Below are 26,858 nucleotides of genomic sequence, written 5' to 3'. Positions count from 1 at the left end.
TCTGCTTATCACGCGTGCCCGGCGAGTTAATGAGGCAGACCTTACAGGTCACATGGAAGAGCCTGCCCCGATTTATGGACGTTTCAAAAGATGCAGACGCCAACCTTTGAGCAGCCATCTTGTTTCTGAATGGCCAGGATCTCATTGCTTGTCCTGGCAATCGTTTCTTAATTTATTGCAGCTATGGATATCACCTAAACGGCATCCTTTTTTAAAGTCTTCACAGGCGCCGGCCCAATTGTTTGTTTTTTGCTTTGTCAGGCCCCGCTCGTAATAACCTTCGGGGGCTGAGGGTGATAGTTGGATATACTTTGTATAATCAGCAATGGCACCCGAAAAGTCTTTTAATGCATCTTTTGTAAGGCCACGGTTGAAGTAACCGAGGGCGTAATTAGGGTCCAAGGCAATTGATCTGTTATAATCGGCAAGCGCCCCTTCGTAATCTTTAAAGACATCTTTTGAATAGCCACGGTTGTTATATGCCAGGACGTAATCCGGGTCTACGACGATGGATTTATAGTAATCGGCAATTGCCCCCTTGTAATCTTTTAAATAGTATTTTGCATTGCCCCGGTTATTGAAATAAACTGCGTCGCTGGAATCCAGGGAAATTGCTTTATTGTAATCAGCGAGCGCGCCCGGGTAATCAATCAACGCATATTTTGCATTTCCGCGATCGAAGAAAGCGATAGCATTATTGGGATCGAGTTCTAATACTTTGTTGTAATCAGCAATGGCTCCCTGATAGTCTTCTGCGTCATGCCTGGAAAGTCCCCGCCAGATATAAGCATCGCCGAAAGCTGGCTTCAATTCAATAGCCCTGGTATATTGGTCAATGGCGTCCTGAAACCTCTTTTGTTTACGTAATCTATTGCCATCATTAATGAACTTTTCTGCACTGGGTGAATTGTCAACATTGGCTATCGGTTGTTTCTTTTTGGCTTTATTATAGCCTGCTTCTACTGCCGTCAAACGTTTGCTGCGATTAGGGTGGTCAGAGTTGCTGTCATTGTCATCGCTGACAACAAGATTCACCGCTTTAGTTGCCTGGCTCAGTGAGGCGCCCAACTTAAATAGCATGTAACCTGAAAACTCATCTGCTTCCAGTTCCTTTTGCTGCTGTTCTGCGGGGTCTGCAGAACCTCTTAAGGTGTGTCCGCAAAGATGATGGCCGATCACATGGGCTAGTATGGAAGTACTTGCCCAATCTGTCTTAGCGACATTGTTGATTCGCTCCATGAATTTGTTTTCATAAACGATATAGCGAATACCATCTTCAGAAATGACTGCAGCCGCATTTTTAATGTAAGGGCAGGGGAGCAATACAAAGTTTCCTGACAGTCCCAAGGGTTTAAGTATCCTGTCGACAGCTTTTTCAGCCTGGTCGTTGCCTGTAAAGAAGTTTTGCTGTTGCAATTTGCATTGCTCAATATCGTCATCCCCCTCTCCATAACTACAATAAAACAGCCGCTTTTTTATCTCCTGCGAATGGAGGCGATCATTCGACAGAACAACCAGCATCAACAAAAGCAGCAGCGGTTTCATGGTTGTGCTTTTCGAATGCTAATTTAACACATCTTAAGCCCTTATGAGGTAAGGGTGATGGAAATCACCTCTGTATTGCTATAGGGTCGATTACACCTAAAGTATTTTAATATTTGACATTTCTTTTCAGCGTGCAAAAACTATCAATACATTAAAAATACCAATTTACAAGGCCCCGCCCATTTGGGAGTTGAGGTGCCGTCTCCTCAAGCCTACGTTTATTATAACATCTATTTCTTATGAATGATTATGGCATTATTGCCAGGTAAATTCCAATTGGCACAAACATTCGAATGTGTTTGACCTATCATGTGGTAGCCTGGAGGAATAGGTGATCCATTACATATGGTTTCTTGGTCACTTGGTATTTTAATTGTGAATGCATTGTTGCCGGAATTGTTGGGGCAGGCAATTGCAAAGGCATGAGCAATAATTACATACCCTGCTGGAATGGGCGATGAAGCACAAATTGTTGTGCTATTAGGATAAGGAAAAGGAGTTTGGATAGTTATGCAGTTGTTCCCATTTCCCGGACAACTAATGCAGTTGCTATAACCTGTTATTACGTAGCCGTTTGGGACAGCGGAATTTGAACATATTTGTTGTTGTTTTGCTGTGTCAGGGCTGCCATCAGCGAGAGTCTTATTTTCAATTTTGTGATAACTATCGCATGCGGCAAATGTTAGTGTTACTGCGGTATATAGTGAAAGCATCTTCATCAATAAAATTTATTGAAAATATATATTTATGAATTTATTGACAAGGGTGTTTTTCCTGTTTTTAAACCATTACAGTCGTGTTGCTATTTTTTTAAAGCCCATTCAAAAGTAAATTTCTGATAAGAATCATAAAAAGGTAATTGTCGACTTTATATTCTTTCAATACGGTTATCAGTTTAAATTGGGTGAAAAAACGGTACCTGTGATATGTAGAAATCAAATAGCTTGCTTATTTACATCCTCAAGATGAATCTTGTCTGCTTACTATTCAACTTCAATTTTTTTACAATGAAAAGAATAACATGCGATGCTCTAATAATCGGAGCAGGCCCATCTGGAAGTACATATGCCCGGGTTTTAGTGTCAGAAGGTTTAAAAACAATTATGGTTGATACAGGCCCTCAATACAGTAAAAGGCCTGGAGAGAATTTGAAAAATTCCTTCCCCTTCCAAAGGAATATGGGAAATTTCGCGAGTATGATTAGAGGATTTTTACATTTAATTTCTGTTCCTACCTCAGGAGGAAGCTCAGCTTTTTTAGATCCGATCACATATAAACCAGATTCCGGATTTATAAAAAATGCAATGAATCCTCGTCAAGATCCAAATAAAAACCTTGATGGCGCTGCTGCCGCCTATTCTGTAGGTGGTATGCTTCTTCATTGGACCGGGGCAGTTCCAAGGCACCATCCCGAACTTGAGAGAATTAAATTTATTTCTAATGATGAATGGGAGGATCTTTATACAGAAGCGGAAAAAATATTAAATAAACATACTGATGTATATGAAAAATCGATTCGTAATTCGGTATTAAAAGATGTGTTATCTAGTTATTATCCTCATCTTAAATATCCGTACCACGTGCAAAACTTACCGATGGGAGCTGAACGAAGTTCAATAAATAGTGAATTGGTTCGCTTTACTGGTACTGATACAATTTTATCTCCCATTATCGATAACCCTGAAATAAATGATGGCCGGTTTGAAATAAGGCCTCAGCATCGTGTTAAAAGATTGCATGTTGAAAATGGAGCCGTTGTGTATGCGGAAGTTGATGATTTACAAAATGGTGAACGTATCAATATTTATGCAAGTAGATTCATTGTCGCCTGTGGTACTATTATGAGTGCGCAACTGCTTTGGGCGTCAGGAATCAGGCCAGAAGCTTTGGGGAGATATTTATATGACCATCCGATTGCCTTTTGCCAGGTAATACTAAGTAAGGAACTTATTGAAAAAATGAGCTCCGAATTGAGGTCTAGTGAAAATAAACTGTCGTTTGCCGCAAATGATCCTCTACCTATTCCAATTAATGATCCCGCACCTAATATTTGGATTCCGGTTTCAGAAGGACGTCCCTGGCATTGCCAAATAACGAAGGATGCATTTCATTACGGAGATCTGCCTGCAAATGTTGATGATAGAGTTATTGTTGATTTAAGATGGTTTGCCCGTATTGAAACGCGCCCCGAAAATCGGGTAATTTTCGAAGAGGATATCTTTAATGAATTTGGCATGCCTCAACCTACTTTTGAATATGGTTTTAGTGAGGCAGATGCTAAGCTAATGCACGAAATGATGATTGATATGACAAATGCAGCACAATCTCTTGGGGGATTTTTACCCGGTTCAGAACCCAAATTTATGCCTTGGGGACTTTGTCTTCACGCGCAAGGAACCTGTAGAATGGGCGAAAAAGATGATGGCAAAAGTGTGGTTGACCCATATTCAAAGGTTTGGAATATTGATAACTTGTACATAGGCGGTAATAGTATTATTCCTACTTCTAACGCTTGTAATCCAACCCTTACCAATGTCGCATTAGCTGTAAGAGGAGCGAGAAACATTGTTAATAATAAATAGCTTGAGAATCTTAGTGTTTTACTTCGAAAAATGCTTTACAATAAAATGGCTGCTTTGGCTTTTTGCCAAGCAGCCTTTTTTAACTGTTGCTGGTGCAGGTTCACATTTCTTTTAATATTTTGGGATATGGAAACCCAATACAACAGCGCCTGATAAAAAATAATCGCGAGGCTGCATTCCTCCTCCCGACGAGTTGGGAGGCCGGGGGAGGCCTGCCGAAGCTTAGCGAGGTTAATAATAATCGCGAGGTTGCAATTCACCCTCCCGACGAGTCGGGAGGGCAGGGGGAGGCCTGCCGGAGCTTAGCGAGGCAGAAAAATAAAAAGCGACCCTGCTGCTTTGCTATCATTATAAATAATGAAACAAAAAATGCTTCGCAAATTGAGCACTGGTATATGCCGCATACTCCTGAAAGCTATCGTCCTTGGTTTCATCGCCAAAGTCGCAAATAGATTTGATGATAATGGGGACTACTTTTGAATCAAAGATCTGGGTACAGGCGTATTTTAATCCGTATGCTTCCATTTCAATCCCAATTAGCTTTCTATTTTGATCTTTAATTGCATTCATTTTGGAACTGCTGGCAACAACCTGGGAGCCTGAAGCTATTGGTCCAACAAAGGCTGACAGATCATTGGTGATCTTTTTGCCCAGGAATCCACTTCTGATCTTATATAGTAGATCTTTGTTGTTTGAAAGCTCTATGAATTTGTTTTTTAATGAAGGTTTTATTTGCAATGCACGGGGCTCTGGTTCGAATTTTAAGCTGGTAAAGGTTTGGTCACTGCCTTTTTCCTCCACCTTAAATTCAACAATTTTTCCAGCGTTATAATCCCAGCAAAGGTCCGCAATTAGAATATCGCCATAGTTTACATTTGCTCTGCGAACCCCGGCTGTGATGCCTGTCATTATAATATATTGAGGTCTGAATTTTAAGATAACTTTGGTGCAAAGAGTAGCGCAAGATACCATGCCCATTTGGTCTGCATACACCGCTAAGATCCGCTTGGTTTTTCCATTCTCAGAAATGGTAGCTTCATAATAGATGGTTGGGTCGTCTGTATGGTTAATTTGTCGCCAATTGGTTGCCAGTTTCTGCACCGCTTCGAATTCAGGATTATATAAGGCCGTAATAAATGCAGCATCGTATTTATGTCTGAAATGAGTAGGACTTAAAAAATCTTCTTTAACCTTATAAAGGTGAAAAAGTATTTTCTTCAATTTTCCTCTCCATTCCATGGAGCTTAATTCATATTTTAATAGATGGAATAAGCGCTCTTCAAAAAAATTGGCGGAATCATCATTTAATTCTAAAAACTTCGTTAGCCCCACCACGAATAATGGCGGATTCAAAAATGGACTGGTTTCCAATTCTTCCAGAAAAGCACAACAGTTATCCGGGTGAGGGACTTCCCCTTTTCTTAATGGAATAACCAGGTCGATAATAAGGATATCAAACTGCTTTTGCTCAACCAGTTTTTTTGCCTCAATTATACATTCAGCATGAGTTACATGATTATTGAGGTGTTGATTTACTTCTTCTATACAGGATTTGATCGACTCAAATTTTTGGAGATCGTCTTCGATAATTAAAATATCTACCATTGATTGTTAGTTAGAAATTTATTAAGATCAGCCTGCCACTTAATATCATTGCTGTTAAATACTATATAGCCCAAATAAGTTTCGGGGTATTCTTCATTAAATAGCTTGTTCAGGTTTTCTATTAAGGAGCCATCATCAAAACTTTTATAAAGGGTTATAACTATCACTTTAGCATCTATTCCATTCATGTAAAGTTGGTTGTAGATCGCTTTTCCGCCAGATGGCATAAATTCACTACTGCCATCGGGAACATCAAAAACAGGGATGCTTATGTCTAAAAGGATCAGATCAGCGCTGAAATTGATTGAATCTATTTCTTTTAATACGGCATTGTATGATTTTTTTATGTTAATATCCGGGTGTCCGCAGGTTCGGAGATATTCAACGATCTTTTCAATCTTAAACTCGGTATCTTCAATTAAAAGAATCTTCATGTTTAATATCTGTGATGTTAATGGTTAGTGTAACTTGAAATTCGTTATCGCTATTAACAAAATAGTCTATTTCATTGGCCGGGTTGTTTAGATCTGAAATAAGAATATTTCTGGCTTTCATCAGACCAGAGTTTCCTTCACTGGTTAATAATTCCAGGTCGTGATGTTTTAACTTTAGTTTGTTGAGGCTATGATTTATATAATTTAGATCTGCGTCTTTGTCCAGTGGGTTGTAAATGTTTATTTCTAACCAGGGATCATTTTCTAATTTGGTTGATATTCGAAGGGGTACTTCCGCTCCTGGTAAATTTGAATAGGCTAAGGCATTGCCCATAAAAAGCCTGAATAGATCAGAAAAGTGAACATAGTATTTCCCCTTTACTTTAATATTCGGACTAAGCTTTTTATCCAGTTGCAGTTTCTTAGTCAAAATGCACTTACTTAAATATTCATTGTTAATGTCTAAGATATCTGATAGCGTAAAATCGGACATTTGGCTATCAGATCTTACAAACCAATGCGAGATCTTTTCCAATTCTTTTCTTATGTGGTCCCGGCAAATATTTATGTTATTAAAAAAGTCATGTAACGAATCCTTTTTAATGATCTTTTGGACTGCTTCTTCCAAATCAGCAAGGTGTTTTGACAGGTTGCTGGCAACTACAGTTGTTAAATATTCCCGGATGATCTCGAGGTTTTGATCTGTTCTGTTGCCCAGTTCGTTAAATATTGCCTGGATGAATTGTTTAAAGTCTTGCTGCGTCTTTTTGTAAATATCTATTTTAGCAATCTCCTCATCAGTATAGGTAAAATCAAACAGGCCATAGTTGTTTTTGCTTTCTGTTTTTATCTGCAGCTTTTTTGATAATAGGTCTTCTAAAATATAGCGATCGAATTCTTTTGAAAAGCTGGATAATTCAATGTGGAACCTGTCTATTTTATCCTTTGATACATTTGATGATAAGAGATCGTTATCCCAGTGGGTATTAGGAATATACTTATCCCCGGTGGTTCCCTTTTCGGTTATTAATTTAAGCTTTTGATAGATGGGTCTTAATGCCGCCTCCAAAATCCCATGCCGGATCCTGGTACTTAGATAATTTACCAATCCATATTTACTAAATAAGTATCCATGACGAATTGCCAGAAAAAGTTCTTTTAATGCTTCATGCATGTATAATGGAACAGGTTTATCATGGGCGATGTCCGAATTGTCTTTGTGGACCTTAATGAGCGAAATTATTCTTTCGTAAGCCGGTTCCTCAAATTTGATCTCCGTTTCATACAATCCATCTTCGTTGATGTATATTTTGCTTTCGTTTAATTTATTAATGCCATCCAGGATAATTAACTTCTTGGTGTTTTCCTGGACCTCATTATTATAATGTTCCTTTTGAGTCGAATTCCACTCAGCCAGGTTGTTTAGTACATTTATTCTTTCAATAATGATCTCTTTAGGCGTTTCGTATATGGAAGAATGCTTCAAAATTTCAACGGTGCAAACGTTGTAAAAGAAGAATTCTATATATTTTTTGGGGGATGTAAGTCTGCCCGGCTTCAATTCTGAAGGTTTTGAAACCCCAAAGCTTCTCAAAAAAAGTTTTAGCGTGTTAGAGATGTCTACTTCTTCTGCTTCATTTATGAAATAGAATATGGGTACCGTAATGGACGGGTGTAGGTTTCTAAATCTATTTTTTTTGTTTAGTTTAATTAAATTATTACTATCGAACTTTGTTGTTAACGCGTTTGAATGAAAGTGACTGTCGACAAATAAGTCTATTGCGCCGTTAAAATTCTTGATGGTTATATAGCAATTAAATAATCTCCTGATCGCCTTTTCGTATGCAAAGCCCACATCAATCAAGTCTGGGAGAATTGATTTGAGGTCTGAAATGCTTTTTCCGTAATTATTTGCTGCTATTGACGAATCAATAAGGATAAACCTTTTCCGGATATCATTATTGAGTAATAGTTCTATATTTTCAGCTGTGTTGTGTGTTATGGTGTAATAAAAATAGCTATGGGAAAAGTTGTTATGGATGTGTTCAATTTGTTTTATTAAACAGGCGGCTTGTTGCGCTGGTCTGTAGAGCTGATAATGTGTCGGGTTGTGTGAATGGTCTGATATTCTTGATAGTTTGGAGTGTTTTTCATCGTTAGCGATCTCCATCATAAAGTAATCATACAATTTTACCCCAATTGTATGGCTTTCCAGCACATAAGCAAATTTGATAAGGATTTGGCTAAATATATCAATCCTTTCTTTTGTGAGAATGTACCGAATTGATTTTAATATTCTTTCCAATATGACCGTGCTTCCTATATCGTACTCATCAATTTTTAAGTAGATGCTGCATTTTATATGGATGACCAGGAGTTTGAAGTCAATTACTTCATTGTTCAAGATTGTTTTTGAAAGATGATAACAATCCTTGTAGTTACCCTCCAGGTATAAGCGATAGGCGACCAATATTTTGTCATTATACGGAACAATGGATGGTTCCCATTCTCCTTTTAGTTTGCAGACAACATTTTGTAAAACGTGGTCCTCAGTTTTTTGATAGAGGTTTCTTAGTTTGTAAACATATTTGTCCAGATTTAGGTCGATCAAATTGGTGGCGGCCAGTGAACATAGTTTAACCAGTGTTAAATATCTGTCTACCAGGGAGAATTTAAATTCCTGTTCCAGAATAAATTTGACGTTTATGTTTTCGGTTTTATAGGGGACCAGCTTAAATAAGAAGTAGGAAATTACAGCGTCTCTGTCTGGCTGTTTGTAATTGTTAAATGCGGCCAGGATCTTTTGTTCATAGGAACAGACAGTTGATCCAATTTCTACTCTTTCGCTAAGGTATATCGACAGGCATTTTACTTTTATATCTTCAATTTGATCTAGAAATATTTCTAATAAATGTTTGTTGCCGGCTAATCCATTTTTTAAATTGGATAATAGCAACCTGTTCTCAAGGCTCCATAAGGAGACACATATTTCGGTCTCTATTTGGGTTAAGGTATTTTCAGCCTCTTCGTACTTCGCATTAAGGATGAATTTTTCAAACTCAATTTTTAATTTCAGGAAAGATCTTATTTGGGAGTGTCCATGTCTTAATGCGAGGAACAGCCAATCCAATTCTGCGTCGGTTGAACTTGATTCTATAATAGCAGGAACGCTACCCAGTTCAGCGTAAGATTTAGGGAATGGATTACCTATAAAGTGAGTGATTTGTCGCTGAACAGCGTGTGATGTAGAGTCAATTAATGTACACAGATCCTGGTAGTCAGCATTATTTTTTAAGTGGTAAATGGTACCCAATACTCCCCGGTCTGGTTTAGCTATAGAGGAAAGAAAGTATCGTAAGATGTTGTCCATTTATAGTATAAGTTGAAAGCAGTTATCAAAATGCGTAATGATCCAGTGGTGTTTTTATAAAACCCGTTTTGGTGGTTCAGTTACTGTGAAAATTGCAACTGTACCTAATGCCTAAATAAATTGCTCTTGGTTAGCTAAAGCTGGATTCACAAAAGCCACTTAGAATAGGAATTGAGCAGATTGATCTGATTGTTGGTGCTTGAGAGATGGTGTTACGTGAATAGTGGGCTTTACTACTCTGATAATTATTTGTTGATCGAAGTAATTTATTCTTTATTCCTGTAATTGTATTCGGTACGTAAATAAGTACAATGATATTATTTTCTAATGACATGAGGGGTTAGCATGAATGGTTAATAAAGTTGTGTTACCTGTAGGGACTTGGCGCCCAATAGTTGTCATTAGGGGTGGGTGTTATTAAAGTTACGAAAAAGTAACATTAAGATTAATTGTATTTTGATGACTAAGTATATTCTTGTAAGCGATCCTTTTGATTCTGATGGGCAGCTGATGGTGGTCATGTTTGCGCTATGCTTGCGGCCTCCCGTATATGCTTTATAATATAGAAGTCAACATTGCGAAAGAGTGGGGGAATAGCTGGTGGTAGAAAAGCATGGGAGCGCTTTGTAATAGAAGGAGAGATATCCTCGCCATTATAAATATTATAAGGCGAGTTGATCTGATCTTGTAAGAGAGAACTAAATGATTGGTCAACAAGGATTTTATATCCAGGTTTCATGTGATGTTAGTTTTGGTTGGGAAATGGCGTTCAGGAAATTGGAAGTTGTCGGGGTTGGTCTTTGGTCTTTAATATGTTGCTCAGTGCTATTGTGTTCCTGGCAGTCGGCTCTACATAAGATCGTCTATGTGTTCTTGCTACTCAACTGGTTGCCAGTGATGCTTTGAGGGAAGATGTTAATTTCGATGTCATGATTTGCTCCTTTATATAAATGTTCAAATGACAGTTACAAGGGATGGCATTTTTCAATGACGTGTTACTTACATAAAAACCTATTAGGACTACTAATCTAACCTTGGATGATAAAAATTATTTAACATTATAATACAGTTGAAATGCTGAAGTCTTTACAACTACTTTAAATAATTATTACTTTTTTTTCATTTTGAGGTTAGATATCCACTCGGTGCCGGTTTTTATATAAATCAGACAATACCAAAATCGAATTTCATGACCGATAGGGCAGGTGACATAGCTATGCTGATCAAGAAGCATATCCATAAGGAGTTGACCGAAGAAGAGCGAGGCGAGTTGAATGATTGGATTGATGCATCGAATGAGAACAGGAAGGTGTTCAATGAGTTGACTGATGAAGATTCGTTGCACGCGGCGATGCAGGAGTTGTATGATTTTACGCAAAGTCATGACCGCGGTCAGTCTGCACCAGTGGTTGGCTTATACGCAAAAAAGCGAAACTGGTTTAACTACATCCTGGCAGCCGCCATAGTTTTAGCCGCCGTAAGTTTGATCTGGCTGTTAGTTGTAAAGAATAATAATAAGGAAGAGAAGATTGCAGTTACAGATACTCACACAAAGAAAAAGGACCCTGATATTCCACCAGGGGGCAATAAAGCGGTGCTGACATTACAAGATGGATCTACTATTGCGTTAGATGACGCTCAAAACGGCGTGATCGCCGAGCAGGGGAAAACGGTGATCAATAAAAGAGGAGCAGAGTTGGTATATCATGATGCGAGGCTGCAGGCAAAGGACGAAGCTACATCCTGGAATATTGTAACTACTCCGAGAGGCGGACAATACCAACTCAAGCTTCCCGATGGGTCAAAAGTGTGGTTGAATGCGGCCAGCTCAATAAAATTCCCGGTGAGTTTTTCGGGTAAAGAACGGAGGGTAGAGATCACGGGGGAAGCCTATTTTGAAGTGACAAAAGACGAAGCCCATCCATTTATTGTATCCATTAGAAATACAGAAGTGCGCGTATTAGGAACGCATTTTAATATTAACGCTTATAGCGATAACCCACAGGTAAAAACAACGCTGCTGGAAGGGAGTGTTAGGATCACTCCCCCTGCTGGCGGCCATGCAACGGTGCTGACGCCAGGTGAACAAGCGCAGGTGTCAGAAAAAGGAACTATCCGCGTTGATGATGAAGTTGATATTGAAAAAGCGATCGCGTGGAAAAATCACCTCTTTATATTTAAAGGAGATGGGGTAGTAGATGTGATGAATACCCTGTCACGTTGGTACGATGTTGACGTTGAGTACAAGGGATCGGTTCCCGATCTGCAATTTTATGGGATTGTCAATATGGACCAACCCGCTTCCAATGTGTTACAATTGTTACAAATGAAAGGCGGTCACTTTCAAATTGAGCATAAAAGAATCATAGTGACCCCTTAGTGTGTAACCATGAAAAATAGATATTGATCGTATTGTTGAATACCATTAGCCATTGAACCAAATTCGATCGTTCATTTGAAGGAAACTGTTAGGACAGCATGCTTATGCTTATGCAAGCGGTTCAGTTTTTTTGAAAGACATCCGTTACCCGTGCAAGCGCAAGACCCCTTTACTTGCAGTTCCCTTCCTGTCAGCCTTACACTATAGTATTTCCTAAAGCACATCTCGAATTACTGCCTGGATCCTTACATGCTTTTAACCATTGAGCCCCTTCCGGCTCCCCGCAAGGGGAGGGAAAGACTTACCAAGGGTACTAGCCACCCTTATGTGACCACATAGGCCAATAAAAAAGCCGTAGTGCTTACGACACTACGGCCAGATGGTTAACAAACAACAAGGAACGTCATTTCTTAAACCAAAACTCGAATTTATGCAACATTTCGGTGTCTGCAAAAAACGGGCTTTCGGCATTCCCATGCCACAGCTCGCCATGCGTAACAAAAACTACCGGCAGGCGGTAAGAATTATGAGAATAACTGCTTTTATACTATTGGTTGGTTTATTACAGGTCAGCGCCAAAAGCCCGGCGCAGGAAAGGATCACGCTGAAGGAAAAGGGGGCGTCGCTGGTCACGATCTTCACGCAGATAAATAAACAAACCGGTTACAATTTCTTCTTTACCAACGAGGATTTGAAAAATGCCAAACCCGTGGATATAGAAGTAAAGAACGCCACGCTGAAAGATGTGCTCGATCTCTGTTTTAAAAAACAGGACCTAACCTATATCATCTCGAATAAAATAATCACCATTTCAAAAAAAAATGATGAGCCAGTCAGAGACGAATCGTCTCTACCCTTACCCCCACCCATAGATGTTCGGGGTAAAGTAGTGGATGAGAATGGAAAACCACTGGCAGGGGTAACGGTTACCGTCAAAGGAACCAAGAAGCAAACCATAACCGACGCAAATGGCGAATTTCATATTGCGGATGTGTTAGATAACGCTGTGTTGGTATTCACCAGTGTGAATATGGAGAGCTTTGAATTAAATGTGAGCGGGAAAAAGGAAATCCTGGCTAAGTTAAAAACAAAGACCAGCCAGTTGGATGAGGTGCAGATCATCGCGTATGGGACCACCACCAAAAGACTCAATACTGGTAACGTGAGTACGGTAAAAGCGGCTGATATTGAAAAACAGCCAGTGACAAATGCACTATTAGCCCTGGAAGGAAGGGTAGCTGGTATGGAAATTATTCAAGCGACTGGTTTACCGGGAACCGGCGTTACAGTTCGGATCCGCGGGCAAAATAGTATCAGTAATGGTAATGATCCCTTGTATGTGGTGGATGGCGTGCCGTATCAAAGCCAGATGTTACCCGGACTGACTGCGATAACCGGAACATCCGGTTCAGGTAACTCTTACTCAACGGGTAATCCGCTTAGTTACCTTAATCCGGGGGATGTGGAGTCAATAGAGGTATTAAAAGATGCAGATGCCACTGCCATTTATGGAACCAGGGCTGCAAACGGAGTTGTGTTGATCACTACTAAGAAAGGAAAAGTGGGCCCCACGAGAGTTGATATTAATATCCAACAAGGCTGGGGAAACGTAACCCGTTTTATCCCCAGGTTAAATACCAGGCAATATTTGGAAACGCGTTATGAGGCCTATAGAAATGATGGGGTGGATATTACTACCTTGACGCCCAATGGAAGTAATTATGATCTTACTTTGTGGGATACTACACGTTATACAGATTGGAATAAAGAGCTAATAGGTGGTACTGCCAAATATTCCAATGTTCAATTGTCTTTATATGGTGGAAACAATGTTGTTCAATATCGTCTGGGCTATAATTTTAATAAACAAACTACCACTTTCCCTGGTAGTTTTGGTAACCCTAAAGGGGATATTAGTTTTGCTGTTAATAGTAACTCTATTAACAAGAAGCTAAAAGTGCAGTTGTCTGGCAATTACATGGTAGATAAAAATAGTCTACCTAATTACGATCTATCGGAGTACACAGATCTGGCCCCTGATGCACCGGCATTATATAATGCGGATGGTAGTCTTAATTGGGCTCCCGATACAGCAACTGGTTTTCCTACCTGGGAAAATCCGCTTGCTTATCTGAATCTTGTATACAAACGAAGGGTCAATAACCTGGTGACAAATGCTTTGTTTAGTTACGAGCTGCTGCCAGGCCTAGAGGTAAAGGTTAGCGGCGGATACACCAGCATGCAATCTAATGAAATAAGTACTAAGCCGGCTAGTGCATTTGCACCAATATTACTTCCATATGTTCAAAGGGAATCCAAATTTGCCAGTTCTCAAAACGATACCTGGGTGATAGAGCCGCAGCTTAGTTTTACAACCCAGTTAGGCAGCGGTCGGTTAAGCGCCCTTGTGGGAGCAACTATCCAGGAAAATAATAGTAAAGGACAGGCATTCACAGGTTTGGGATTTAACAACGATCTGGTGCTGGAAGATATAAAAGCTGCGGCTTCAGTAGAGGTTAATAATACCATTGATGCCGTTTATAAATACAATGCCATTTTTGGCAGGTTGAATTATAACTATCGCGACAAATATCTAATAAATGTAACAGGACGACGAGATGGTACAAGCCGGTTTGGTCCTAATAAACGCTTTGCTAATTTTGGCGCGGCTGGTATTGGTTGGGTTTTTTCGCAAGAGAACTTTATATTGAAAACACTACCCTTTCTAAGTTTTGGTAAAATTAGAGGTAGTTACGGAACAACAGGAAGTGATCAGGTTGGGGATTACCAGTATCTGAACTTATACAATTATGTTAGTTATAGTATACCATACCAAAACAGTCTTTCTTTAGGGTTAGATGGACTTTTTAATCCTGATCTGGCTTGGGAAGAAACAAAGAAATTAGAAGGCGCTATAGAATTAGGGTTTTTGCACGATAAAATCTTGTTAAGCGCTTCTTATTATCGCAATCAGTGTTCTAACCAGTTGACTTCTTACGAATTGCCGCGAACTACTGGGGCAGCCTCTATTCCAGCTAATTTGGATGCTACCGTGCAAAACTCAGGCTGGGAGTTTACTGTTAATATATCGAATATCCGGTCAACCAATTTTCGATGGAGCAGTTCGATAAATCTAACCATTCCAAAAAATAAATTGCTGTCTATAAGCCCTAATGCCATTGTTGTTGACAAACGCCTGGTTGGTCGTCCGTTGTCTACGGACTTTGTATACAGTTTTGCGGGGGTTGATCCGGCCACCGGTGTATACCAGTTTTATGACGGAAAAGGTGGACTTACCTTCCAACCAGATACAGCAATTGACCCTATAACCAACAGACTTTACTCCCAGATACCGCTATATACAGGCATAAAATATTATGGTGGCTTTCAAAATAGTTTTTCCTGGAAGAATTTACAATTGGACATCCTATTTCAATTTGAGAAACAGTTAGGGCAAACAAATCAGCGCGGAAGATACCCTGGGAGTTTTACTAAAAGCATCGGTAACCATATGCAAAACCAGCCCGTTTCCATATTAGAGCGGTGGCAAAAAACCGGTGACAATGCTCCAGTACAGAGATACAATCAGGATTTTAGTATTTATAAAGCTTTTGATTATATGTCAAACAGCGATGCCATTTGGGTGGATGCGTCATATATTCGATTGAAGAATGTATCGCTTTCTTGGCAGTTGCCTGAAAAAATTAAAAAGGTTTTACGATTAGATAATGCACGAGTATACACTCAGGCGCAAAATCTTTTTACGATTCTTACCTATAAAGGGTCCGATCCGGAAACCCGTAGTTTAATTTCTATGCCGCCATTACGGATGTGGACGATTGGGGTACAGTTGACGTTTTAAAGCATTTAGTTAGGTATTTATTCTTGGCCTTTTAAATAGAAAGCAATGAAATCATCATATCAAGGTGTTTTATTTATATTAATTGTTTTAATGGGAGCTTCCTGCGAAAAATTCGTGGAGGTGCAGGCACCCAGTACCTCGCTGACTGCGTTGAATACATACAGTAATGACGCTACGGCAGCTTCTGTTTTAACTGGAGTCTATTCTTATATGGGAGATGGGGGGGTGTGCACGGGCGGAGCTGGCATCTCGCTAAGTAGTGGTTTGTCTGCTGATGAACTAACACTGAGTGCTGGTGCTTTCTTCGGCAGGAATCAGCAATTATATCAAAATAACTTATCGTCAATGGTCGATCTTTCACCTAGCTATTGGCAGGATTATTATAAAACATTATTAACGGTAAATTCGGCGATTGAGGGTTTAACTGCTTCCAGTTCACTAACTCCAGCTGTAAGAATGCAGCTACTAGGAGAAGCTTATTTTTTACGCGCCTTCTTTCACTTTTATTTGGTTAATTTTTATGGCAAGGTGCCACTTATGATTTCCAGTGATTGGCGGGTAAATGCTGTTACTGCTCGAATGCCTATTGGGGATGTTTACCAGCAAATTATTTACGATCTTAAAAATGCTGAGGAACTTCTTAGTGATAAGTATGTTATGGCGAATGCTTTAACCATTTACCCTGCTGGCAGTGAAGAAAGGGTTCGTCCCAATAAATGGGCGGCGGCAGCGCTGTTAGCAAGGGTCTATTTATATTACGGAAACCTGACCGGCGATGCCAATAATTATGCAAGTGCCGAAGCGCAAGCCACATCCATCATTAATAATAATGCTTTATTTGGTCTTAGTACTTTAGACCAGGTGTTCAAAAAAAATAATCTCGAAGCCATTTGGCAAATACAGTATGTAAATCCAGATTATAACACCGAAGCCTTTCATTTTATCCTAACTGACGAACCAAATTTTACATGTCCAACTTACATAAGTGATTTTTTAATGAACGCTTTTGAGCCTGGTGATAGACGCAAAACAGAATGGATCAAGGGATTTACCGGCAGTACAACTACTTATTATTATCCATTTAAGTACCAACAGAAAACTGATCCAAATAATTCGGAATATTTAATGGTGTTCCGTTTAGCAGAACAATATTTAATCAGGGCTGAGGTCAAAGCAAAACAAAATAAAATAGCGGAGGCTATAACTGACTTAGATAAACTGCGCGATCGGGCTGAACTGCCTTTGCTCGCTGTTACAGATCCAGGCATTACGCAGGCTGCTCTACTTGACACCATACTGCATGAACGGCAAGTTGAATTGTTTACGGAGTGGGGGCATCGCTGGTTTGACCTAAAAAGAACCGGAGAAATAGACGGAGTAATGAGTACAGTCTTGCCTACAAAAAGACCTGGATTTATCTGGAATACCAACTGGCAACTTTATCCCCTGTTTCAGGGTGAAATAAAATTAAATCCCAATCTACATCCTAATAATCCGGGGTATTGACCTTTCATTTAAAACTAAATTATATTATGAAACAGAGAATGTTGTCCTTTTGGGTTATGCTTATACCTGTATTTAGTTTTTCCCAGGGAATCCAATGGGCCAATGGTCTTTCCTGGGAACAGGTGAGGCAAAAAGCCAAAGAGGAAAATAAATACATCTTTCTGGATGTGTATGCTACGTGGTGTGGTCCCTGCAAATTGATGGACCAGGATGTTTATCCGTTAGCAGAAGTCGGTAAAGTGTTTAATGATAAATTTATTTCTATAAGAGTTCAAGCTGACCGTTCAACAAAAGATGCGGAAGCAATTAAAAGCAGGTATGAGGATGCGGAAAAAATAAATAGCGATTATAAGGTTGGAGCTTTTCCCACCTTTTTATTTTTTGCTCCATCGGGTGAATTGGTACACCGGGCCAGTGGGGGTTTTAATGTCAATAAGTTCATCAGTTTGGCAAATGATGCACTTGGGCAAAAAGGTTACATTAAGCAGATAGAATTATTTAAAGCAGGTCAATATGAAAATTTGGATTTGAGACAATTGGCGATTGCTGCTCGATATGCGGGAGACGCTAGTCTGGCAAAGGCCATAGCGACTACATATGTTCAAAACTTGGACGCAAAAGAATTGATAAAGCAGGATAATTTATACTTTGTGTTTGAATTTGCTGAACAGGAACAAGACAGGAAATGGGCAAAAGAAGTATGTACGCCAAAAATCAAAAGCTTGTCAATGGAGGACCTGGCGAGTACACAGGCTATACGTTTTTTGATCTATGCGGCAAAGGATGATTCCCTTGCTGCGAAAGCAACGGATATTTGGATAAGTAAAATGACTGATTCGCAGTTATTCAACAAGGATACGTTAGAATATGTGAGGATGTTTTTGCACCAATCAAGTGATAAAAGTTTTCAGGTATTATATAAGAATGCCAGGCGCGTTGATAAAATAATGGGTAAAAAAGATTGGACTGTTGATGCTTTAAGCAATGTAATTTCAAATCAAGAATTTGGAGTGCCGACTTTCAACCCAGCATGGAAAGCAATTAAGGAAGGAAAAAATAATAAAAGCCTAACTGATCCTGATTGGAATAATTTAAATTATACAATTGCAAAGAAATACGGATCCGTATACGCCGAATGGCTGCAATTTTCTCCGAAAATTAGCTGGTACAATCTTATCGGAAATAAAAAAGAGTATATAACAAATCTGGTGGCGGAAATGAATAGAACCGGTGGGTGGGGATTTAATGGAATGGTTTTGAATAATTCTTGTATGGAAGTTTTTCTTTATGGTAAAAATAAGAAGGAGCTTCAAAATGCTGCCGCCTGGATGGAAATGTTTTTTAAAAGGAATCCAAAAGAGATAAAGACGAATGCTGTAGGATTAGACACCTATGCAATCTTGCTATATAAGGCAGGACAGGTTAAAGAAAGCCTTCAATGGGAGGAGAAAGCGACACAAATTGATCCTAACAATAGTGAGATTGCAAATAATTTTGCCAAAATGAAAAATGGATTGCCCATTTGGCCCGTTGGTTTTGATGTGGTGAATTAAGGAAATTGGCGTAACTTAATAGAGTAATTGTATTTTTAGTATAATATTCATTTGCCGTATGAAATTCCTTTTAGTATTTATTTTTACAACCTCATCTTTATCAATAGCTGCACAACAAAAAAGAGCTATTGATAGTACTGTTTTTGATCGTTGGCCTGCGTTGAATAGTCCTATAATAAGCGCCAATGGAAGGTTTATAGCCGTTAGAATGGAATCAGGGGAGGGGAGGAATAATACAATAATTATACAGTCTACTGACAATAATTGGAAGAAGGAGATTGCTGGAGGGATAAACGCTCAGTTTACTGACGATAGCCGATGGGTGATTTGTAATTTAAATACTGATAGTCTTTGCTTGATAGAATTAGGTAAAGAACAAATGCAATATTACCCACATATCCAGAAGTATGAAGTTGGCGGCTCAGGATCAAAGCAATGGATTTCCATGCAACAGAATGTGAATGGAGACGGCAATTTATTATTGCGAGACCTAACAAAAGGAACGACTACAATTATCTCTGGAGTTATTGACTTTGCAATTAGTAAAAATGGTAAGTCGCTGGTTATAGAAAGGGCGGATCAATTGGATCGAAATACTGTTATTGAATGGGTCAACACAGAGGGCTTAAATTCATGGGGCGTCTATAAAAAAAGCGGCCAAGTACAGTTTAGTAATTTTACTTTTGACTCAGAAGGTAAACAGGTTATCTTTTTAAAGTCAGAAAAAAATAAAGATGGTCAATCGGAAAAAAGTGTCTGGTATTACCAGGTTGGAATGGCTCAGGCTGTTGAAAAACTGAATGCGCAAACACCTGGGATACCCAAAGGAGTGGAAATTTCAAATGCAACATTTAGTCGGGATGGAAGCCGACTATTTTTTGACATGAATGAAGTTGTAAGTACCTCGCTTAATCGATCAGGGGTGATGGTGGATGTCTGGAGTTATATGGATGATAAATTACAAGCCCAACAATTAAATGAAGTAGACGCACATATTAGTTATAAGGGGGTTATCAACTTAAGCCGAGTAGATGCGACAATAATTCAAGGTCAAAATGAATATTTGTATGAAAATCGACAAGATATCGATGATTATTTTTTGTTAACTACCAACCTTTGTCATTTTGAAGAAAATAACTGGCGTGCCGCCTGCCGGGTACCACTTTACCTGGTAAATGCCAACAATGGAGCAAGGCGATTGATAAAAGATAGCATGGTGTTCAGTGATTATAATGGGTTTTCACCAGATGGAAAATATGTGCTGTATTATGATCCCCAACAACAAGCCTATTTTAGTTACGCTATAAAAGGTGGAAAAGCAATCAATATTACACAAAACGTTCCTTTCTCTATTTGTGATTTTCCGCATACGAGAGCCGGTTTACCAAAGCCTTATAGTCTATTTAAAGCATGGTTACCTGGTAAGGGTGTTGTTATCAACGATGAATATGATCTTTGGCTCTTGGATCCCGCAGGTATAAATACGCCTGTTTGTCTGACAAAGGGTTATGGCCGAGCGAACGGAATTAATTTTCAAATTTTCTCTCCCGATAAACTAATAACTGAACAACAAATTGTATTATTGGCATTCCGCCCATCAGACAAAGCCAATGGATTTTATTTATTGAATCTAGCAAAACCTTCAAATCCGGAACCATTAACGATGGGGCCATATCTGTATTGTTGGAAAAATGGGGGTGAATTACCCAAAAAGGCTGCGGGTTCTAATTCCTGGATAGTACAGAGGCAAAGTGAATCAGAATTTCCTAATTATTTTTTTACAAAAGATTTCAAAACCTTCGTAAGATTAAGCAATTTGCAACCGCAAAGTAATTATAATTGGCTTACTACTGAATTGCATGAATGGACAACACCTGGTGGGAAAAAGTTGCAGGGTATTTTATACAAGCCTGAAAATTTTGATTCCAGCAGGAAATATCCGGTAATTTTTCACTTTTATGAGGAAAAATCGGATGAGTTACATAAATACCTCTTGCCCGGTGCTACCGAACATAATATAAATATCCCGCATTTTGTGAGCAATGGATACCTAATGTTCGTACCAGATATAAAATATACCATTGGAGAGCCCATCGAAAGCATTTACAATTCAGTCGCTCTTGCTGCACTATATTTAGCAAAATTTCCCTGGGTGGATTCCGCAAAAATGGGATTGCAGGGACATAGTTTAGGCGGATATGAAGTGAATGCCCTTATTAGCAGAACAAATATATTCGCAGCGGCTGCCTCGGCAGCTGGAGCTTCGGATTTGGTGAGCAATACAGGCTCGATTAACAGAGAGACTGGTTATAGCTTAGCTTATTTGGCTGAGATATTAAGTTATAGAATAGGCGGAACTATTTGGGAAAAAAAGAACGAATATATACGAAATTCACCAGTTTTTAATGCCGATCGGATAAATACACCTTTACTAATGTTCAATTGTAAAGGTGATGGTGTAGTTCCGTTTGCGCAGGGAGTAGAGCTTTTTCTCGCACTTAGGAGGCTTGGAAAACCGGTATGGATGCTCCAATATGATATGAGTGGGCATCAGTTAGGTGGAAAGGATGCTGAGGATTATACAATACGATTAATGCAATTTTTTGATCATTATTTAAAAGGGAAATCAGCACCCAGATGGATGGTACGAGGCATACCAGCCACTTTAAAAGGGGTAGAAACTGGATATGAATTAGAAACCACCGAATCAACATCTATAAATTTGAATAAATAAAGGTGTTGTAAATTGTAAGCCAAAAAGAGGTTGAGTCGCAACCTCTTTAATATTTCGTTTTCTGCAATCAAGTTACTCGACGAGAGGTCAACCTTTTATGGGATATTGCATGATGTTACCCAAGCCTGTACTGGTGAAATTTTGCATGCAATACCGCCACTACCTGTAGTAGTATAATAAGAGGTAGTAGTTATTCCTAACGCATCATGAAAGGTTCTGCAAGGAGTTGTAAATGATGGACTTGCATTTGTTGTACTAAAAGGAACACCAACGGTAGTACAGGTTAATATGTTGTTTACTTTGGTTGCGCAGTACACATTACAAATTCCAAATCGTTGTGCTTTAAGAGCCAAAACGCCACCTACCGAAGCTATTACAGCAATAACAATTAACATGATTTTTGCTCTTTTCATAAAAAGAAAGTTAACTTTTAGTTGTAATTATTAAAAGATTTAAAAAAATAAAGAAAAAGAGACTGATGTGACTCAGTCTCTTTTGAATTTCCTCTGTACTAAGAATTAGATTTTTTCTAAAAGTTCACTTAGGAATACTTAATTCATAAGGATTGACATTTTAATACAGAAGTATTCTTTTGTGTTATGGAGTAGGAGCGTCTGTTACTTGTGCTGCTACCGGTCCAAGTTTACATGCAATGCCACTCTGCCCTGTAGTAGTATAATAAGAGGTAGTAGTTATTCCCAATGCAGCATGCCAGGTTTTGCAAGGAGTTGTAAACGATGGGCTTACATTTGTTGTTGAGAAAGGAACACCTATAGTGGTGCAAGTTAATGCGCCGCCAGCTGGCTGTGTTGCACAGTATACATTCTGGAATGCAAATCTTTGTGCTTTAAAAGCCAAAGCTCCGCCTACGGTAGCTATTACTGCAATAGCCAATAACATGATTTTTGCTCTTTTCATAAAAAAGTGCTTTTTAATTAAAAAAGCTAAACTTTAGTTTTGAATTATTGCCTACTTTTTTTACTGGTTTTCGGCTTGTCCAGTATTTGCTTTTAACGAAAGAGGCGTATTGTCATATTTGTTGTAGCCTGTGTTGCAACTACCAGGTTTAACGAATGATCATACGCTGCCGGCCGGGCCCTTCGCATGCAAAAAAAAGTTATTCTAAAGCGATATCTTTTATGAGACCTGCATTTACTTTTCCCATTAATACTTGCTTCAATAATCTATCTTTATTATAAATAGCTATGCATGGTACTCCAGGTGAATTAAAATATTTTCCAAAACTTCCATCATTATCCCAGGCAACGGTTATGTTTGAATATGATTTTAGTTTATATTCAGTAGTATAATTTTTAAGTGTCGTGATTGGGAATTGTGAAAGAAAGACAAATTGTATATCGCTAAGATCTTTGTTTTCATCAATTATTTTTTGTGTTACGGCGCGGCAATAGGGACAGAATGGGCTGAAGTCAATTAAGACAACAGGTTTGCCTTTCATCCAGGTCTTTGTATCAATTGCTGTAGTACTGTCAAGCATTAGTAATTTCATTGATGGCATGGTTTTACCTTCATGACCGGTCTCGAGCGTGGGTCTTTTTCCAAAACAGCCGCAAAGGCAAAGGATAACGATGGTGGCAATTATAAGCTTCATTTTATATACTATTTTGAATGTTTGAAATGCTATTGTTCAAATCTGGGAACTTCTACAAACACCGGGGTAATTGATTCATTTGATTTATTGCTTTTCGAACTGTTCCAAGTAACCTGGAGAATATACGCGACAAACAAACTGGCCCAAATCAAGCTGATTGTTAGAGGAAATAATTGGTACCTTAATTCAATGGGTGCAGAAAAAATGCTGAATACAGTATTACCAATCCAAATGATAATGGCACATAGAATTACCTGCCTATAATTTTTAAGGCAATGGCTGAAACCGCCTAAAAAGACAAACGATAGGAAGCTGGTTACAAATACCAGATTGATTATTGGCGTGATGATGGAAAAGGTATCTGCCAACGGGATTTGCTTGCTTTCATTACGTGTATACAGCATGTTGCTTTTTAAATTAAACCATTTTACTGCGATTGGGTCTACCGTTGAAAATCCCAAATTATAGACCCCCATAAAATAACTTGGCGGCGAATAGTATCTTTTCAGATTGGGCCATATATAGTATGTCGTAAATTCTTTTGGATGTCGCAATGTAAGGTACCGGCCATACGCTGCATAGTAAGGTGCCATACGTGCCCATTTTTTAAAAAACGAAGTACTTGTGTCATTTGACCATTGTTGGTTCATATAAACCCGTAATGGTGACTTAAAATCCCAGAGATAATAAATGCCTATTTCACGATCAGGACGCATATTTAACTTTGCAAGAGAATCTATATGTTGATTTACTAATTCGTGCAAAGGCCTAAATCTATCCGGTATATCTTCCACGTGGTCTCGCTTTGAAAATGCATAGCCATATAAGGCGTTAGCTGCTATTTGCCAACCGCCGAACGCGGCATATTGAATAGTGTCGGTCTTTTTATTGTATTCATACTGGGTGCTGCCGATAAATGCAAGTAAAAGAACTGCGATTGAGATAATGCCAATCCATTTAACGTTTTTGGTTGTTCTACTAAAGATTATAATCAATACACTTATAAACGGATAATAAAGGGCGTTGTAACGTACCGTAAAGGCAAATAGTAAAATCGTCGAATGTAAGATGAGTAATTTGGGGGTAGGTCGCAATGTAATCCAGATTAATTGCGTGAACCATATAATGCTTAGTGCCGTGAATAAGCAGTCGCTAGACACAAAATTTGCAATATGGGGGAGCAACGGGTTAAGCATACTTACTGTCAATAATGTTCTGAATAGCCATTTGTTTGGTGAGAACACATATCGAATTGAAAACAACAGATACAATAAACTGGCTTGTAAAACGACATATTGAATTATAACCAATACCAGGTGTGAATGACTGAAAAGGCCTATCAATTGTAGGAATTTTGAATAGCCAATTGGCCAAATATTAATAAAATCGTTTCTATATGCTGACTCCAGATAATTGTAGGAGTCTGGCGGAATAAAATTTGGAAATGGATAAATTACTTTTAGCCATGTAAATGATGCTGTTAAGGTCAATATGGCTAATAAGTACATTTTTTTGTTTTCTTTGTCTTTGTAAAGCCAATGCTTAAAAGGAATAGCTGATATTGCTTGTTGAAAAAGCATGGATGCGAATTTTTTTGTACTGATCAGTTAATGGCCAGGTTCGGTTTGGTTTCTTCGATTTTAGCTGATATCCCGTAAACGTCTTTGTTCATGGCTATTTTCCAAAGCCAGTCCAACAATAAAACAACGAGGGTAGTAGTAAGTAATATAGGGAAGGATTGAAAACGAAGTGCTGCAGATGATGCGCCAATGGTAAAACCAGCATTCAAAATCCATACAACAATACCCATTATTATTCCTTTATTGGCCAGCTTGGTCGTCTGCCATCCTTTTAACGAACTGTAGAATAGCAACATAAATACCATAACCGCATTGATGATACCTGATAGTATTGGGTAGAAATTCAGCACCCAGGTCTCGTTATCTTTCATTCGGGTGTGAACTTTCTGCGTTGTGTAGCCAAACCAAGCGGCAGCAGTCGGAGATACTTCATCTTTACCTGAATTATAGGCTTCTAAAAATTCTACCGGTGGTGCATAATATTTGTTGGCATTTGGCCAAATAAAATATTCTAGAAACTTCACAGGGTATTGCTTAATAATGTATAAGCCATAGGCTTTATAAAATGGCCCCATCGAAGCCCATTTTTTTAATTCTATAGCTGTGGAATCTTTCCTGAACAGACTATCCCGGTATTTCATCATGGGCCAGCCGGGACTCCACATATATACTGTACTTGCTTTTTGAGCTTCGACCGGAAATTTCTTTGTGTCACGGGTGCTGTCGAAATATTGACGTACCATATTGTCGAAAGCCTGAAATTTTTTGGGCACAGGTTTTCTATCTGCTTTGTTGACATACCGATAGGTGTACATGGCATTATTGGTTAGCTGCCAGCCACTAAAGGGAGAGTATTGCCAATGACCCGTTAATTTTTTGTATTTATAGCTAGTATAAGTCACAAACAAACCACAAAGTAATAAGCCTGCTCCCACACCTATCAGTTTTCTACGCCATGGTAATGATGACAAGAAGAAAGCTATTATTGCTATAAATGGATAGATAAGTGCGTTGTAACGGATACAAAAAACTGAAAATAAGACGATCGCATGCCAAAGGATAATTTTATTATCAGGTCGATGAATGATCCATAGCAGGAGGGCAAACCAGGTAAGACTTAAGGCGGTAAACACGCAATCGCTACTTATTAAGTTTGCCAGATGTAGAAATAATGGATTAAACACCATAAAAATTAGGAGTAAGTACTGGCTTAATATACCTGGCTTATAGAAATAGAGGATAGTAAACAGCAGAAGCAGGCCTCCAGCTTGTATAAGTAAGTATTGGAAAGCTGTAAGGGCTAAGTCTGAACTTGTAATTACACTAAACAATCGTAGAAATCTCGAGTATCCTACCATGTAGGTGTTAATATCTAAATTAAAATGCGCAGCATCGAGATAAGAGAAGGAATCTCCATGGATATAACTGGCATAGGGATATAGGTATTTAAAAATTGAAAATTGTATTACAATAGCTATGACCGACAGTGTTAGGGTTATACGGTTACGTTTATTGTTCAACAAAAAGTCCTTGAATGAGACCACAGGTTCTGCTGTATTTAGTTGTTCTAGCATAATAACAAAGATTACTACTGAAAAAGAATCGAATTGCTAATGATTTAATGTAAGATGTTATAATTGACTTCTTCATTTAACTTGAAAGTGGATTCATTTTTTTCTTTTAGCATCAATCTTATTGCCCATATATCAAGCAAAATAAACAGACCGTTGAATATTAAATGTTGTTTCCAGGAAAGTAATCCGATAATACCTCCGCAACTGCATGGTAAATGATCACTGGTAGTGAGCAGAATAGTTATATAACAGGTGAAAATGATCATTAAAGCAAGTGTGGTATAAAGACCCTTTAGCCGCCAGCGAGGAATTGCTAGCATAAGCACCACAAGGAATTCCAATATTGGTAGTAAAATCGCAATTGTTTTTGAAATGGGGGCAAGAACTGGACTTTCTGTCAACTGCTCCTTAAAAACGGAGTAGTCATCCATCTTTGCTATGCCCGTATAAAGAAAAAGTATGATGTTAAGCAACGTTATTGTTTCGATAATAGTAGTACGCTTAATCATTTAATTGATTTT

Annotated in this window: 18 protein-coding genes; 6 read left to right on the top strand and 12 right to left on the bottom strand. The window is 38.7% G+C overall.

What is annotated here, in order from left to right:
* Positions 1 to 141 precede the first annotated feature (141 nt).
* A complete protein-coding gene (locus J7I42_RS30375; protein WP_209143392.1) occupies positions 142 to 1,545 on the bottom strand; it encodes a tetratricopeptide repeat protein in 1,404 nt (467 codons plus the stop codon).
* Between the two features lie 230 nt (positions 1,546 to 1,775).
* Positions 1,776 to 2,264, bottom strand: a complete 489-nt coding sequence (locus tag J7I42_RS30370; RefSeq protein ID WP_209143390.1) for a hypothetical protein — start codon at positions 2,262 to 2,264, stop codon at positions 1,776 to 1,778.
* 288 nt (positions 2,265 to 2,552) lie between these two features.
* On the opposite strand from J7I42_RS30370, the gene J7I42_RS30365 reads away from it, so the two are divergent.
* On the top strand, positions 2,553 to 4,127 hold the full coding sequence (locus J7I42_RS30365; RefSeq protein WP_209143388.1) for a GMC oxidoreductase: 1,575 nt from the start codon (positions 2,553 to 2,555) through the stop codon (positions 4,125 to 4,127).
* Between the two features lie 348 nt (positions 4,128 to 4,475).
* Here J7I42_RS30365 and J7I42_RS30360 read toward each other — a convergent pair whose 3' ends face one another.
* The 4 genes from J7I42_RS30360 to J7I42_RS30345 all read right to left on the bottom strand — a co-directional run bounded on the left by J7I42_RS30360 (position 4,476) and on the right by J7I42_RS30345 (position 10,275).
* A complete protein-coding gene (locus J7I42_RS30360; protein ID WP_209143386.1) occupies positions 4,476 to 5,732 on the bottom strand; it encodes a 5'-methylthioadenosine/S-adenosylhomocysteine nucleosidase family protein in 1,257 nt (418 codons plus the stop codon).
* Positions 5,726 to 6,166, bottom strand: a complete 441-nt coding sequence (locus J7I42_RS30355) for a response regulator transcription factor (RefSeq protein WP_209143384.1) — start codon at positions 6,164 to 6,166, stop codon at positions 5,726 to 5,728. Before J7I42_RS30355 ends, J7I42_RS30360 begins: the two co-directional genes overlap by 7 nt.
* The gene (locus J7I42_RS30350) at positions 6,147 to 9,536 is read right to left on the bottom strand and encodes a hypothetical protein (protein ID WP_209143382.1); all 3,390 of its coding nucleotides are present in this window, start codon (positions 9,534 to 9,536) and stop codon (positions 6,147 to 6,149) included. The genes J7I42_RS30355 and J7I42_RS30350 overlap by 20 nt, the downstream gene beginning before the upstream one ends.
* Positions 9,537 to 10,053: 517 nt before the next feature.
* A complete protein-coding gene (locus J7I42_RS30345) occupies positions 10,054 to 10,275 on the bottom strand; it encodes a hypothetical protein (RefSeq protein WP_209143380.1) in 222 nt (73 codons plus the stop codon).
* A 450-nt stretch (positions 10,276 to 10,725) separates the two neighbouring features.
* Between J7I42_RS30345 and J7I42_RS30340 the strand changes: the two genes are divergently transcribed.
* The 5 genes from J7I42_RS30340 (at position 10,726) to J7I42_RS30320 (ending at position 21,571) form a co-directional block, all read left to right on the top strand.
* Complete coding sequence (locus J7I42_RS30340; protein ID WP_209143378.1) at positions 10,726 to 11,916, top strand: FecR family protein; 1,191 nt, start codon at positions 10,726 to 10,728, stop codon at positions 11,914 to 11,916.
* Positions 11,917 to 12,346: 430 nt separating this feature from the next.
* A complete protein-coding gene (locus tag J7I42_RS30335; protein ID WP_209143376.1) occupies positions 12,347 to 15,778 on the top strand; it encodes a SusC/RagA family TonB-linked outer membrane protein in 3,432 nt (1,143 codons plus the stop codon).
* A gap of 45 nt (positions 15,779 to 15,823) precedes the next feature.
* Positions 15,824 to 17,284: a RagB/SusD family nutrient uptake outer membrane protein gene (locus tag J7I42_RS30330; RefSeq protein WP_209143374.1), complete on the top strand. Its 1,461-nt coding sequence runs from the start codon at positions 15,824 to 15,826 to the stop codon at positions 17,282 to 17,284.
* A gap of 26 nt (positions 17,285 to 17,310) precedes the next feature.
* On the top strand, positions 17,311 to 18,837 hold the full coding sequence (locus J7I42_RS30325; RefSeq protein WP_209143372.1) for a thioredoxin family protein: 1,527 nt from the start codon (positions 17,311 to 17,313) through the stop codon (positions 18,835 to 18,837).
* Positions 18,838 to 18,895: 58 nt separating this feature from the next.
* Entirely contained in the window at positions 18,896 to 21,571 is a 2,676-nt protein-coding gene (locus tag J7I42_RS30320; protein ID WP_209143369.1) for a S9 family peptidase, read from the top strand.
* A 95-nt stretch (positions 21,572 to 21,666) separates the two neighbouring features.
* Here the strand turns inward: J7I42_RS30320 and J7I42_RS30315 are convergent, their stop codons facing one another.
* From J7I42_RS30315 to J7I42_RS30290, 6 genes are all read right to left on the bottom strand, one after another.
* Entirely contained in the window at positions 21,667 to 21,984 is a 318-nt protein-coding gene (locus tag J7I42_RS30315; protein WP_209143368.1) for a hypothetical protein, read from the bottom strand.
* Positions 21,985 to 22,168: 184 nt separating this feature from the next.
* On the bottom strand, positions 22,169 to 22,489 hold the full coding sequence (locus J7I42_RS30310) for a hypothetical protein (RefSeq protein WP_209143366.1): 321 nt from the start codon (positions 22,487 to 22,489) through the stop codon (positions 22,169 to 22,171).
* Between the two features lie 199 nt (positions 22,490 to 22,688).
* Positions 22,689 to 23,183, bottom strand: coding sequence for a TlpA family protein disulfide reductase (locus tag J7I42_RS30305; RefSeq protein WP_209143364.1), 495 nt, complete (start codon positions 23,181 to 23,183; stop codon positions 22,689 to 22,691).
* A 29-nt stretch (positions 23,184 to 23,212) separates the two neighbouring features.
* The gene (locus J7I42_RS30300) at positions 23,213 to 24,763 is read right to left on the bottom strand and encodes a hypothetical protein (protein ID WP_209143362.1); all 1,551 of its coding nucleotides are present in this window, start codon (positions 24,761 to 24,763) and stop codon (positions 23,213 to 23,215) included.
* 23 nt (positions 24,764 to 24,786) lie between these two features.
* The gene (locus J7I42_RS30295; RefSeq protein ID WP_209143359.1) at positions 24,787 to 26,337 is read right to left on the bottom strand and encodes a hypothetical protein; all 1,551 of its coding nucleotides are present in this window, start codon (positions 26,335 to 26,337) and stop codon (positions 24,787 to 24,789) included.
* A 44-nt stretch (positions 26,338 to 26,381) separates the two neighbouring features.
* Entirely contained in the window at positions 26,382 to 26,846 is a 465-nt protein-coding gene (locus tag J7I42_RS30290) for a MauE/DoxX family redox-associated membrane protein (RefSeq protein WP_209143357.1), read from the bottom strand.
* Positions 26,847 to 26,858: the final 12 nt, after the last annotated feature.

It is taken from the genome of Niastella soli, assembly GCF_017742245.1.
Taxonomy (GTDB): Bacteria; Bacteroidota; Bacteroidia; order Chitinophagales; family Chitinophagaceae; genus Niastella; species Niastella soli.
The sequence above is the reverse complement of the archived record's forward strand: the minus strand, read 5'-3'. Positions and strand labels throughout refer to the sequence as shown.